Source organism: Halorubrum sp. GN12_10-3_MGM, from assembly GCF_005435235.1.
GTDB lineage: Archaea > Halobacteriota > Halobacteria > Halobacteriales > Haloferacaceae > Halorubrum > Halorubrum ezzemoulense.
Genome location: NZ_SGUB01000004.1, coordinates 21,303 through 34,418 on the forward strand (window position 1 = coordinate 21,303; position 13,116 = coordinate 34,418).

The 13,116-nt window shown below is 70.1% G+C and carries 11 protein-coding genes and 1 pseudogene; 6 read left to right on the forward strand and 6 right to left on the reverse strand.

Annotation, left to right across the window (positions count from 1 at the left end):
* Positions 1-44 precede the first annotated feature (44 nt).
* Both EXE47_RS04515 and EXE47_RS04520 read left to right on the forward strand, forming a co-directional pair.
* A complete protein-coding gene (locus EXE47_RS04515; RefSeq protein ID WP_094583577.1) occupies positions 45-2,207 on the forward strand; it encodes an acetate--CoA ligase family protein in 2,163 nt (720 codons plus the stop codon).
* Positions 2,200-3,261 carry a phosphotransacetylase family protein gene (locus EXE47_RS04520; RefSeq protein WP_089308071.1) on the forward strand — a complete coding sequence of 354 codons (1,062 nt, stop codon included), beginning with the start codon at positions 2,200-2,202 and terminating at the stop codon, positions 3,259-3,261. Before EXE47_RS04515 ends, EXE47_RS04520 begins: the two co-directional genes overlap by 8 nt.
* A 108-nt stretch (positions 3,262-3,369) precedes the next feature.
* On the opposite strand, the gene EXE47_RS04525 is transcribed toward EXE47_RS04520, so the two are convergent.
* Positions 3,370-5,178 carry a response regulator gene (locus EXE47_RS04525; RefSeq protein ID WP_158293587.1) on the reverse strand — a complete coding sequence of 603 codons (1,809 nt, stop codon included), beginning with the start codon at positions 5,176-5,178 and terminating at the stop codon, positions 3,370-3,372.
* A 256-nt stretch (positions 5,179-5,434) separates the two neighbouring features.
* Between EXE47_RS04525 and EXE47_RS04530 the strand changes: the two genes are divergently transcribed.
* Positions 5,435-6,538 (forward strand): hypothetical protein, encoded by a 1,104-nt coding sequence (locus EXE47_RS04530; protein WP_137703610.1) that lies wholly within the window; start codon positions 5,435-5,437, stop codon positions 6,536-6,538.
* Positions 6,539-6,639: 101 nt separating this feature from the next.
* Entirely contained in the window at positions 6,640-6,822 is a 183-nt protein-coding gene (locus tag EXE47_RS04535) for a hypothetical protein (RefSeq protein WP_049931360.1), read from the forward strand.
* Positions 6,823-6,873: 51 nt separating this feature from the next.
* On the opposite strand, the gene EXE47_RS04540 is transcribed toward EXE47_RS04535, so the two are convergent.
* Positions 6,874-7,983, reverse strand: coding sequence for a DUF373 family protein (locus EXE47_RS04540; RefSeq protein ID WP_137708050.1), 1,110 nt, complete (start codon positions 7,981-7,983; stop codon positions 6,874-6,876).
* Positions 7,984-8,074: 91 nt separating this feature from the next.
* Positions 8,075-8,797: pseudogene (locus tag EXE47_RS04545) on the reverse strand (DUF6517 family protein).
* A 125-nt stretch (positions 8,798-8,922) separates the two neighbouring features.
* Here EXE47_RS04545 and EXE47_RS04550 point away from each other — a divergent pair.
* Together EXE47_RS04550 and EXE47_RS04555 are read left to right on the forward strand one after the other, a co-directional pair.
* On the forward strand, positions 8,923-9,921 hold the full coding sequence (locus EXE47_RS04550; RefSeq protein WP_086220720.1) for a radical SAM protein: 999 nt from the start codon (positions 8,923-8,925) through the stop codon (positions 9,919-9,921).
* 170 nt (positions 9,922-10,091) lie between these two features.
* Positions 10,092-10,388 carry a rubredoxin-like domain-containing protein gene (locus tag EXE47_RS04555; RefSeq protein WP_089308066.1) on the forward strand — a complete coding sequence of 99 codons (297 nt, stop codon included), beginning with the start codon at positions 10,092-10,094 and terminating at the stop codon, positions 10,386-10,388.
* Positions 10,389-10,425: 37 nt separating this feature from the next.
* On the opposite strand, the gene EXE47_RS04560 is transcribed toward EXE47_RS04555, so the two are convergent.
* The 3 genes from EXE47_RS04560 to EXE47_RS04570 all read right to left on the reverse strand — a co-directional run bounded on the left by EXE47_RS04560 (position 10,426) and on the right by EXE47_RS04570 (position 13,081).
* Positions 10,426-10,701 (reverse strand): preprotein translocase subunit TatA, encoded by a 276-nt coding sequence (locus EXE47_RS04560; protein ID WP_049931364.1) that lies wholly within the window; start codon positions 10,699-10,701, stop codon positions 10,426-10,428.
* Positions 10,702-10,763: 62 nt separating this feature from the next.
* Entirely contained in the window at positions 10,764-12,089 is a 1,326-nt protein-coding gene (gene nreA / locus EXE47_RS04565; RefSeq protein ID WP_086216069.1) for a DNA repair protein NreA, read from the reverse strand.
* 65 nt (positions 12,090-12,154) lie between these two features.
* Positions 12,155-13,081: a hypothetical protein gene (locus tag EXE47_RS04570; protein ID WP_137708051.1), complete on the reverse strand. Its 927-nt coding sequence runs from the start codon at positions 13,079-13,081 to the stop codon at positions 12,155-12,157.
* Positions 13,082-13,116 lie beyond the last annotated feature (35 nt).

Consider the following 13,116-nt stretch of genomic DNA (forward strand, 5'->3'; position numbering starts at 1 on the left):
CGTCCCACCGATCTTAAGCCGTCGCTTCGCGTACTCTCGGGTTGATGGGTACGCTCAACGAGCTGTTCGACCCGGACCGGGTCGCCGTCGTCGGCGCGACCGCCCGCGAAGGGGCCGTCGGCCGCGCCGTCACGTCGAATCTCCTCGACGACTTCGACGGCGACACGGTCCCCGTCAACCCGAACTACGACGCGGTGCTCGACACGCCCTGTGTCGACGACGTCGCCGACGCTGACGCCGATGTCGCGGTCGTCGTCGTCCCCCCCTCGATCGTGTTGGACGCCATCGAGGCGTGCGGGGAGGCGGGGGTCCGCAACGTCGTCGTGATCACCGCCGGGTTCGGGGAGACCGGAGAGGACGGAGCGGCGAGGGAGCGCCGCCTCGCGGAGCTAGCCGACGAGTACGACCTCAACCTCGTCGGCCCAAACAGCCTGGGGATCATGTCGACGCCCTCGGGCATGAACGCCACGTTCGGCCCGGAGAACGCGCTCCCCGGCGGGCTCTCCTTCATGAGCCAGTCCGGCGCGTTCGTCACCGCGGTCCTCGACTGGGCCAACGACAACGGGATCGGATTCAAGGATGTCGTCTCGCTCGGTAACAAGGCCGTCTTAGACGAGACGGACTTCGTCGACCACTGGGGTGACGACGAGGAGACCGACGTGATCATCGGCTACCTCGAGGGGATCGAGGACGGCCGCGAGTTCATCGAGACCGCCCGCGAGACCTCGCAGGACACCCCGATCGTCGCGGTGAAGTCGGGGCGCACGAGCGCCGGCGCGCAGGCCGCCTCCTCGCACACCGGCACGCTCGCCGGCTCCGACAAGGCGTACGAGGCGGGGCTCGATCAGGCGGGCGTGATCCGCGCGGAGTCGGTCGACGAGCTGTTCGACGCCGCGGGGATCTTGGGCAGTCAGCCCCTCCCCGACACCGACAGCGTCGCCATCGTCACGAACGCCGGCGGCCCCGGCGTGATGGCGACCGACGCGGTCGGCGACGCCGACCTCGACATGGCGTCGTTCACGAGCGAGACGAGCGACGCGCTCGCCGAGTCGATGCCCGACGAGGCGAACATCCACAACCCGGTCGACGTGATCGGCGACGCCGACGTCGACCGGTTCCGAGAGGCGTTGGAGATCACGGTCACCGACGACAACGTCGGCGCCGCCCTCGTGTTGGCCGCGCCGACCGCGACGATCGACTTCGACGAGCTCGCGGACGCGATCACCGACGTGAGCGACGAGATGGACGCGCCCGTCGCCGCCTGCCTGATGGGCGGTGACCGCACCCGCGAGCCGAAACAGCAGCTTCAGGCGCGGGGGATCCCCTGCTACTTCGATCCCGCGCGCGCTATCGACAGTCTCGCGACGCTCGCCACCTACCGCGACATCAAGGCGCGCGAGTACGCCGACCCGATGTCGTTCGACGTCGACCGCGAGCGCGCCCGCGAGATCCTCGGAGCGGTGCGCGACCGCGATGACAACCGCTTGGGCGTCGAGGCGATGGAGCTGCTCGACGCGTACGGCATCCCCACGCCCGACGGCGCCATCGTCGACTCGCCCGAGCGCGCCCGCGAGGTCGCTGAGGGCGTCGACGGCGACGTGGTGATGAAGATCGTTTCGCCGGACATCCTCCACAAGTCCGACATCGGCGGCGTCGCCGTCGGCGTCGCGGACGACGACGTGGCCGACACCTACGAGGACCTGATCACCCGCGCCCGCAACTACCAGCCGGACGCGACCGTCCTCGGCGTCCAGGTTCAGGAGATGGTCGACCTCGACGACGGCGTCGAGACCATCGTCGGGATGAACCGCGACCCGCAGTTCGGCCCGCTGCTGATGTTCGGGCTGGGCGGCATCTTCGTGGAGGTGATGGAGGACACCACCTTCCGCGTCGCGCCCGTCTCCGAGCCCGAAGCGCGGGAGATGACCGAGGAGATCCAGTCGGCGCCCCTGCTCCGGGGCGCCCGCGGCCGCGACCCGGTCGATGTCGACGCCGTGATCGAGACGATCGGCCGGCTCTCGCAGCTAGTCACTGACTTCCCGGCCATCCTCGAACTCGACATCAACCCCCTCGTCGCACTGCCCGACGGCGACGGCGGCACGAACGCCGCCGCCGTCGACGTGAGACTCACCGTCGACCCGCAGGAGCTCGATCCGGCGGAGACCGAACAACAGCCGCTCGACGCGGAGGAACCCACCAATGACTGACACACCTACCACACTCGTCACCGCGACCGGAGACAGCGCCGGAAAGACAGCGATCACCGTCGCCTTAGCGCGGCTCGCCGCCGACCAGGACAGCAGCGTCGGCTACATGAAACCGAAGGGAACCCGGCTCCAGTCGAACGTCGGGAAGACGCTCGATCAAGACCCGATGCTCGCCCGCGAGGTGCTCGGCTTGGACGCCGAGATGCACCAGATGGAGCCCGTCGTCTACTCGCCGACGTTCGTCGAGGGCGCCATCCGCGGCACCGAGGACTCCGAGGCCCTGCGCGACCGCATTCGCGAGGAGTACGACGACATCGCGGCCGACCACGACCAGGTGTTCGTCGAGGGCGGCGGCAGCTGGACCACCGGCGGCGTCGTGGATCTCACCGACGTCGACGTGGCGGAGCTGCTCGACGCGAACGTCGTCCTCGTCGCCGAGTACGGCTCGCCGAACGACTTAGACGACGTGCTGGCGGCCGCCGACGCGTTCGGCGACCGCCTCGCCGGCGTCGTGTTCAACAAGGTGTCCGACGACGCCTTCGAGTCGCTCGATCAGGACGGCATCCCGTTCCTCGAATCGAAGGGGGTCACCGTGTTCGGCGCGCTCCCGTACGAGAAGGAGCTCGCGGGCGTCACGGTCGGTGAGCTCGCGGACGAGCTCGGCGCCGAGCTCCTCACCGACGCGTCGACCGACGCCTTCGTCGAGCGCTTCCTCGTCGGCGCGATGGGCGGCGACGAGGCGCTCCGCTACTTCCGGCGCGCCCGCGACGCCGCCGTCATCACCGGCGGCGACCGCGCGGACGTCCAGACCGCGGCGCTCGACGCCTCCGGCGTGGCCTGCCTCGTCCTCACCGGCGGGCACCGCCCCTCCGGCGCGGTGCTGGGCAAGGCCGCCGACGCCGGCACGCCCGTCCTCGCCGTGAACACGGACACGGTCACCGCCATCGACCGCGCCGAGGAGGTCGTCCGCGGCGGCCGCACCCGCGACGTTCGCACGGTCGACCGGATGGCCGAACTGCTCGCCGACAACGTCGACGTCGACGCGCTCGTCTGAGCGGCGCGCGACGGGGCCGGTCGGGCTAGGTCAGCCGTCGACGCACGCTCCGCGCTACGACGCGTCTCCGGCTCTCGGACGCCCGCCCGGGCGCCCGCGACGCCGGGTCTACGTGTCGAACTGGACCCCGGTGATCTCGAACCGCGCGCCGCCGGACGCGCTTTCGGTGACGGTCACGTCCCACCCGTGCGCGTCCGCGATTTCGTCGACGATCGCCAGCCCGAACCCGGTGTTGTCCGGCACCGTCGAATACCCCGACTCGAACACTGTTTCCTGGTCGTTTGCGACGATTCCGGGACCGTCGTCCGCGACGTAGAACCCGTCCGCGAGGCGCCCGACCTCGACCGTCACCTCCGGACCGACGTGGTCGACCGCGTTCCGGATCAGGTTCTCGAGGAGCTGCTTCAGCCGGCTCCGGTCGGCCATCACCGCTTGGTCAGCGTCGACGTTCAGCGTCGCGTCGGCGGTTTCGACGCTCGCCCAGCACTGCTCGACTATCGGCTTCAGGAGAACGGGCTCGGCCTCGGTGACGACCTTTCCCTCGCGCGCCAACGACAACAGGTCGTCGACGAGCGCCTGACCGCGTTCGAGCGCACTCTCGGCCTCGACGAGCTGGTCGCTGTCGCACTCGGCTCGGGCCAGTTCGAGCCGCCCTTCGACCACGTTCAGCGGGTTCCGGAGGTCGTGGCTGACGACCTTCGCAAACTTCTCTAAGCGCTCGTTCTGTCGCTGTAGCTCTTCCTCGCGTTCCCGCCGCTCGGTGATGTCCCGCGCGATGTGTAACCCGGCGACGACGTCGCCGTCCTCGCGCACCGGCGCCGTGCGTATCTCGAAGACCCGATCCTCGTACGGCACCTCGACGCGCTCGGACCGTCCGGCCAGCGTCGCCTCGTGGATCGCCTCGATCGTCTCAACGAGCTCCTTGGAGAACCGTTCGACCTCGGAGACGCTGTGACCCACGATGTCGTCGGGGGCGGTGTCGAGCGGGTCGAAGCCACCTCCGGAGACGATCTCATACCGAAACTCGCCGTCGACGTAGAAGACGGCGCCGTTCGGAAAGTTCTCCGCGAGCGTTCGGTACCGAGACTCGCTCTTCGCGAGTTCCTGTTCACGCTGTTTCCGCTCGGTGATGTCGGTGATGAACCCCTCCAAGGCGTCCAGTTCGCCGTCGTCCGCGTACACGCCCCGTCCGCGCTCCCACATCCACTTCGTCTCGCCGCCCTCGGTGATGATACGGTAGGTGACCTCGAAGGTGTCGCCCGCGGAGAGTTCCGCTTGGACGGTTGCCCACATCTCCTCTCTGTCGTCCGGGTGAAGGATGTCGTCGCCCCAGACGACCCCGCCGTCGCCTTCGATCGCGCCGGCGCTGTACCCGGTGAGGGCCTCGACTTCGCCCCTGACGGTCTCCATCGGCCACTCCGGTTCGTTCCGACATCGGTAGACCATCCCCGGAAGGTTGCCGATGAGCGTCTCTAACCGCCGCGTTCGCTCTGCCGCGATACGCCGCGATCGATGCGCCTCGACGGCGTTCAGGATCCGGTTGGCGAGGAGCGCGTACTGATCGGCGTTCCCCTTCTTCTGAATGTAATCGGTGACGCCGGCCGAGATCGCGTCGCTGGCGACCTCCTCGCTTCCCTTGCCGGTGTGGAGAATGAACGGGAGGTCGGGGTGATCGTCGCGGACGGCCTGGAGGAACTCGATCCCGTTCCGACCCGGCATCTCGTAATCGGATATCACACAGTCGAACGCCTCGTCGGCGAGCCTCGCTAATCCCTCGGTCCCGCTCGGTACGATCTCGACGTCGAACCGGTCGTCTTCGCGTTCGAGAAAGGTCGCAGCCATCTCTGCGAACTCCGGCTCGTCGTCGACGTACAGGACGCGGATCGGTTCGGTTATCGGCTCCATCTGTGCTACCAATTGACGAATGATCGCGTCTGGAGGTGATAAATCCGGTGGCAACACTCGCATTTCACACGTTCAGTCGCCGATACCCCGCCTATCCGGCGGTCGCGTATCGATCCACGCTCGACGCCCGACCGCGCGCTCTACACGGGGGCCGGATCCGCGAGCGGTCGCCGCCGTCGGTCGCCCGCATGTGCGCCCCGCGCCCTCGCCCGCTTCCGCGGGTGATCGTCTGACGTACTGTTTTCAGGGTGGACGACGTACCCCGCCCATGACCAGTCTCTCGGAGGCGTACGGCGGACGGGGGCGCTCCGGGGTCGACCCGCGACGGCTGTACCTCGGCGTGGGGGCGTTCGCCGCGGGCGCGCTGCTCGTCGTCGCGGGCATCCTCGTGGCGGCGGAGGTGGCGGTGCCGGCGGGCTACAGCTCCGGCGCGGCCCGGCAGCTCGGCGGAATCCTCGGCGGCGTCGGCGTTCCCCTCGTGTTGCTCGGCGTGATGGCGGTCCTCCCGGCCGACCGCAACACCTACGCCGCGGCCGTCGTCGGCGCGGCCGTCATGTGCCTCGGCGTGGCGCTGTTCGCGCACGCGTACCCCCAGCAGTGGGTTGGCGGCCCGCGCCCAGAGCTGACCGACCTCACCCTCCCCACCGCCGGCGTCTACTTCCTCGGCGCCGCGACGACGCTGTGGAGCGTTTTCGTCGGCGTCGCCAACTTCAAGACCCGCAACGACCCCGGCGGCACCGTCACGATGGAGGTGACCCACAAGGGCGAGACGAAGGTCGTCGAGGTCTCCCGCGACCAGCTCGGGAGCCGCGGCGGCGTCGGCCTCCTCGGCGGGACCCCCGACGGCGAGATCGAGACGCAGACGAACCGCCCCGACGACGCCGAGAGTGACTCCCCGGGCGCCGCGCCGTCGCGTTCGAGCCCGCCTTCTGGAGGGAACTCGTCCGGAACGCCGCGCGGCACCGACCGGTCGGGCGGAGCGGGAACGCCGAACAGCGACGGAGCGGGAGCGCCGAGCGGCGCCGAGCGGTCGGACCGTCCGGGACGAACGAGTAGCGGGGGGCGCTCCGGGGCGAGCGGTCGCTCCATCCCCGGGTCGCCGGGCGTGAGCGACGGCGGCAGCGCCGACAGCGACATCACCTCGCCGCTGGACGACGCGGGGCCGACGGACGGGCCGGAGTCCCCGACCACGCCGGAGTCCGCGCCCGCGCCCGGCTCTCCCGCGGCGCGTGACGGGCCCGGAGACGCCTACTGCGGCAACTGCGCGGAGTTCGACTACGTCCGGACCGACGACGGGATGCGCCCCTACTGCGGCCACTACGACGAGCTGATGGACGACATGGAAGCCTGCGACGATTGGACGCCGCGATAGTCTGCCACGTCGTCGCGAGCGCGCTGGCGACACCGAGAGACGGTCGGGTCGGGGCGGTTTCCCGACAGAAGAGCTAACTTGCGGAGCGTCGAGCGGACCCCATGGACGACCGCCGTACCCTCCTCGTCGCCGGATTCGTCGGAGCGTCGCTCTCGTATGTCTTCAACGTCCTCGCGTTTACCGGCGCGTTCGACGTGTTTCGCTGGGTCGTGTTCGCCGCGCTGTCCCTCGGGTTCACGTACGGATTCGACCGATTCATCGGCTGGCAGACCGCCCCGGCCTGACCTGTCCGACGGCGGGCGCCGCGGCTCGCCCTCGGCGCCGCCGTGGCGGCATCACACCGGTTCGGCCGACGGGAGTTGTGACTCGGCGACCGCGAACGCGAGCGTGCTCAACACGCCGATGAGCGTCCCCGCCGCGAGCGCCATCGCCAACTCCGAGAGCCCGAGCGCCGTCACGCCCGGCGCGTCCGGGAGGAAGAACCCCGACACCGCGAACAGCACGACGGCGATGGAGACCACGTAGAAGGGGGCGTTGAGGTAGCGCCACCGGAACCGGCCGGCGAGGTACTCGTCGGTGATCTGCCCGAGGCTGGAGGTGACGCCCGCGACGCCGAGCCACTGGACGAAGCCGTGGACGAACGCGGCGAGGGTGGTGCCGGCGGCGAGCGAGCTCCCCTGAACCCCGCCGACGGCGTCGACGGTCTCGACTCCCTGTACGCCGCCGACGACGACCAGCGCGAGCGCGACGACGTAGGTGACGAGGGTCACGCGGCCGGTGTAGAGGACGTTCCGGACGCTCTCCGCGGCGCCGTCAACGCTGTCTTCGAGCCCCAGCCCGCGGAACAGCGAGTAGAGCCCCACCGCGCCGGAGAGGATCCCCAGCACGGCCGCCCCCGCCACGTCGAAGAGGTTCGCGACCACGACGAGCGGGTAGATCAACAGCAGGACGCCGAGTGGAATGAGGATCGTGCCGCGGGTCTCCGGGTCGGCGAGGACCTGCTTGATCGTGTAGTACAGCGACTCGAGGTCCTGCGCCTGTCTGACGACAACGCGCCGCATCCCGTCGATCGGCATCCGCGACCGGATCACGGGGAGGACCGACTCGTCTTGTGCGCCGTCGGTGATCACGACCGCGGAGACCTCCTCGCTGGTCGACAGCTCGGCGAGCACGCGGTCGACCTCCTGGCCGACCGCGCGGTTCGCCTTCACGTCGGGACCGTCGACGCCGGTGACGGCGGCGACCTCGACGGCCTCGCCGTCGGCGGCCAGCTCATCGTGGACGTTGACGCCTTGGAAGAGGACGTTGACGTCGGAGTCCTCGGGGTCGGCGGTCGCGAGCGCGACCGCGGCCTCGGTGACGTCCTCGTCGCCGATGACGGGCGTGGGGGTCCCCGTCTTGCGGCCGAGGTCGTCGTCGAGGTCGACGCAGAGGACGAGCAGCATCGAACGGGGCTACGCGAGGGGACGACATATGTTTTCGGCTCGCGTCGCCCCTCCGCGTCGTACGCGATCCGCCGACTGCGTCGCCTCGCCGTCAGCTCTCGTCGGTCGGCTCGTGTTCGACCCCGTTCATCATCCGGCGGACGTTCTCGCCGTCGCTGAACGCGGCCGGGTACGCCGCCAGCGGGAGGACGAAGTCGTCCTCGACGCCGACCGGTTCGCCGATGTGGAGCTCCAGCTCGGTGGTCACGCCCGTCCCCTCGATCTCCGCGTCGACCGTGTACACGACGACCGCCGTGTCGGTGTCGAGGACGCTCGTCGAGTACTCCGAGCCGCGCTCCAAGTCGCCGACGTTCTCGAAGCGGCTCAAGATGAGCTCGGCGCGCTCGCGGGTTCCCATCTCCGCGATCGGGTTGAGCGCCCGGCCGAGGACCTCTATCTGCGGCGTCGTCACCGCGGCGAACACGGCGGCCTGGTAGCGCTCGCCGAGCAGTTCGACCGCCTTGTCCTACTCCGCGACGGTGTTCGTCACCCGGACCTCTCGGGTCTGTCCGGCCGCCTCGACCTCTCGGGAGATCGTCTCGTCGGACACCTCGTTGAGCTCGTACCCGCTCTCCGAGAGCGTCGCGTCGGCCACCGTCGCGGTGACGGCGGCGAACTCCGCGGGCCCGTCGCCGGTCGCGACGTCGAGCGCGGTACAGCCGGCGAGGCTTGCGAGGCCGACCGCACCGCCGGCCGCGAGCGCCCGGCAACGGGTGACCGCGTCGCTCGCGTTACTGTTCTCCGCGGCGTTCTCGGCGTTCGGGTTCCGGTTCATGGCCGCTACTGACACCATGCGGGGGTACATACTTTGTGTTCGGTGCCGCTCCGCCGTGCCAACGGCTCTCTCGGGAGCGCGCGGTTCGGACGCTTTTTGAGGCCGCGGCCGGTAAGATAGGGTAGATGATCTCCAAGGGCTGCGAACAGTGCGCCAAGGGCGGGAAGATGGTGCTTTTCGTCTACGGCTACTGCGACCAGCGGGACTGCTTCTACTGCCCCCTCGGAGAGAACCGGAAGAACGTCACCGACGTGTACGCCAACGAGCGTAAGGTCGAGTCCGACTCCGACGTGATCGAGGAGGCCAAGCGTATGAGCGCGCTCGGCACCTCGATCACCGGCGGCGAACCGCAGGAGGCGATGGCGAAGACGACCCGGTACCTCGAACTGCTGAAAGACGAGTTCGGTGAGGACCACCACACCCACCTCTACACGGGCATCACGGGCGGCCGCGAGAACATGCGCCGCCTCTCGGAGGCCGGCCTCGACGAGATCCGCTTCCACCCGCCGCTGGAGATGTGGGGCGACATGCACGGCACCGAGTGGGAGGAGATCCTCCACATCGCCCGCGAGGAGGGGCTCACCCCCGCCTTCGAGATCCCCGGCATCCGCGCGGAGCCGGAGTTCTTGGAGTTCTTAGACGAGGGCGCCGCCGAGTTCTGTAACATCAACGAGTTCGAGATGTCCGACGGGAACTACCGCCGGATGCAAGAGGAGGGCTTCGAACTACAGGAGGGCCACATGTCCGCCGTCGAGGGGTCGAAGGACGACGCCATCCTCGAAGAGATGGCGAGCCACGAGAAGGTGTACTTCTGTACGTCGGTGTTCAAAGACGCCGCCCAACACCGCAACCGCCTCAAGCGGATGGCGAAGAACATCCGCCGCGAGTTCGACGAGGTGACCGACGACGGGACGCTCGTCTACGGGAAGGCGTTCGCCGACCCCGAGCGGTTCGAGGCGCTCGGCGTGCCCGAGGAGTTCTACACCGTCAAGTCGAACCACGTCGAGGTCGCGTGGTGGCTCCTCGAGGAGATGATCGAGGACGGCGACCTCGACGAAGGCGAGATCGTCGAACAGTACCCGACCGTCGACGGGACCGTCGTCGAGCGCACGCCGGTCGCCTGACCGGTTCCGCCGACTCCCCACCCCCGCCGCACCTCCTGTTCCGGTTGAATCGCTTGTCCCGCCGGTCCCGACTCCGAGGCCGCGCTCCGGCCCCCTCGCCGCCACTCTCCTCGCTACGCTTCGTGACATTTGGTACCACACTTATGTACTACCGGCACTTATTGCCGCGTATGGCCTCGGACGAACCCGTATTCGCCGACGTGAGCATCGGACAGGCGGTGTACAACGAGGACGGCGAGCGGCTCGGGTCGATCCGCGGCGTCGACGACGACGGCTTCTACGTCGCGTCGCCGTCGAGCACCGACACGCTGGCGCTCACCGACGCCAGGGACGTGTTCGGCACCGCGTACGTGATGTGGCGCTGTTGGGAGTGCGGCGAGATGGGCGAGATCGGCGACCAGCTCCCGGCGAACTGCCCGAACTGCGACGCGCCGCGCGAGCAACTGTACTACTGGGCAGAGGACTGATCGACGGGCCGCGAGTGCGTCGACGCGGCGGCGCCGCTCAGGCCCGCTCGCCCTCCTCCTCGTGCGCCCCGTCATCCACCTTCTCTCGGAGCCGCTCGACCTCCGCTTCCAGCTCCGCGATCCGCTCGGCGTCGGGCCCTCCCGCTCCGGACGCACCGTCCTCGGACCCGTCGTCAGACCGAGTCGTGAGGTAGAGCACCGCTCCCCCGACGAGAACGAGGGGGACCCCGAACAGGAGGACGGCGATTATCAGGACGATCACCAGCTCCGGACCGCCGGGGACGCCGCCGAACGCGAGGGCGAGAGGGACCATACGCCGCCCACTCGGGCCCGCGACTAAAACGGATCGGCGGCGAGGGCCCTTCGCCCGCCGGTTCACTCCGCGTCGACGAAGTCCGCGAGGTTCGCCTGTAGCCCCGCCGCCAGCGTCGACTTCCGGCGGAGCCGGCCGAGCGAGACGGGCAGGTGGTCGGCGACGCCGCGGACCGCCTCGCCGAACGTCTCCGCTGTCCCCCGCTCCCCCTCGAAGGCGTCGCGGACGGCCTCGCGCACCTGCCACACGCCGACCGGACCCCAGTAGTCGTCGGAGACGTGGCGCACGACGAGCGCCTTCGCCTGCCGGCCGCGGTCGTCGAGGTGTTCCAAGACGCCCAGCCGTGCCGCGTAGTATGCGCCCGCCGTCTCCTCGACGTAGCCGGTCCGTCCCTCGCGGCCCTCGCTCGCGGCCGCGAGGTACACCCCCGCTTCGGGGTCCGGGTTCCAGATCGACCCGGGCGACTTCATCTCGACGAGCTCGTACTCCCACCGCCCCGGCACCAAGATCACCCAGAAGGCGTTGCCGAGGTACTCGTTGCGGTGGACCTCGATCCGGTCGACCGTCGGGTTGTCGCGGATCGACCCGCGGAGGAACTGGCCGACCGTGTCGTCGACGGCCGTGATCGACCAGCGCGTCGGCACGAGCCGACGGTTCTCGCCGCGCCCGAGCGCCCCCGCCGAGAGGATCGTGTTGATCTCGTACACGTCGAACCCGCGGCGGTAGAGGTACGTCATCGCCCCCTCCGCGCGCCAGTCGTCGTCTTCGAGCGTCTTCTTCACCGGCCGCGGGACGTGCGGGTTCTCGCCGAGGTCGGCCGTGCGCGCCGCCGCGCGCGGCCCGGTCGGCGTCTTGATGTCTTCCGTGCCGACCTCGAAGTCGAGGTCCGGCCGGCCGTCGAGCCCGATTTCCACGTCGACCGGCCGGTCCGCGATGGCGATCTCGCGCTGGACGCCCAGCCAACCGTCCCACGCGTCGTGAACGCTCTCGGCCGGTCCGCCCTCGCCGACCGACTTCACCCCGCCGCTCGCCCCCGCGTCCGCCACGTCGACCCCCCGCGTCGAGTTGAGCAGGCTCGTCCGACGGTCGAACACGTCAGAGATGGAGACGCCCTCCTCGTACCACGCGGCGGAGGTCTCGAACGCCTCGGCCCGCTCCTCGCGGCCGACCGGCGAGAGCAGGCCGGTCGAGACGTTCGGGTAGTCGGCGCGGCCGACGAAGATCGACGGCGAGACGCTCCCGACGACGGCGTCGTCGGAGACGTGCTCGTCGAAGCGCCGCTCGAAGGAGTCGAGGTGATCGAGGATGCCGTAGTCCTTCTCGCTCGCGAGGCGCCGCCGCTCGGCCCGCTCGTTCGCCTCGTACTCGATGAACTCGTCGAGCCGCATTCGCCGACCGTAGGGGCGAGTCGGACTTGACGGTGTCGCCGCCGCGGCCCCGCGGCGCGGGACGGTCAGGTCGAAAGCGACGTGACGCCGGCCGGGAGTTCGGCCCCGAGGGTCCACTCGTCGCCCTCGCGGCGGATCAGCGGGGCCGACGCCTCGGGCGCGAACCCGTCCTCGTCGACCCGCATCGTCCCGCCGACGAGCGCCCCGTCGACGACCGCCCAGGAGATCGCGAACGCCGGATCGGCGGCGGGCAACGGATCGGCGACGGCGTCGAACGCGGGGTCGCCCGCGGCCGCCGAGAGGGTCACGCCCGCGGGCGCCTCCGGTCCCCAGCGGTTCGCACTGGCGTAGAGGCGGCCGTCGTGGACGACCGACTCCCGGAAGTAGTTCGCCCAGAAGTCGCGGAAGTCGGTATCGAGCCGGTACCACCGGTCGCCGCCGTCCGTCCGATAGAGCCCGTTCCCGGTGGCGGCGACCACGCTCCCGTCACCGAGCACGCGCAGGTCGTGGACGTCGTCGTGGACGCCCTCCCCGTACCGCCGCCAGAAGTCGCCGCCGAACGCGTAGACGCCGCCGGGCTCTAACCCCGCGAGGACGCCGTCGTCCGGGTGGACGGCCAGCGTCCTGACGCTCGGCGCCCCGCTCGGCGCGCGGTCCCGCCAGCGGTCGCCGTGCGGGTGCGCGCCGAGGTCGCCGACCGGGTCGAAGCGCCACCCGTCGGTCGCCGGTCGCGCGCGCAGCACGTCGGCGTCGCCGGTCCCGACCAACACGGTCTCGGGGCCGGCGAGCACGGAGACGGGGTCGTCCGGGCCGTCGAGCGGTCGCCAGTCTTCGCCGTCCGGCGACCGGAACAGCCCGTCGGCGGTCGCGGCGAGCCGCGCGTCGCCGCTCGGTGCGACCTCGTGGACGCGGCCGCACTCGGCCGTCCGCGTCGGGTCGTCGTGCGGTCCGTCGAGCCGATACAGTCCGCGGTGGGTTCCGCAGACCAGCATGTCTCGCGATTGAACGTCGAGGAGAAAAACCGTGC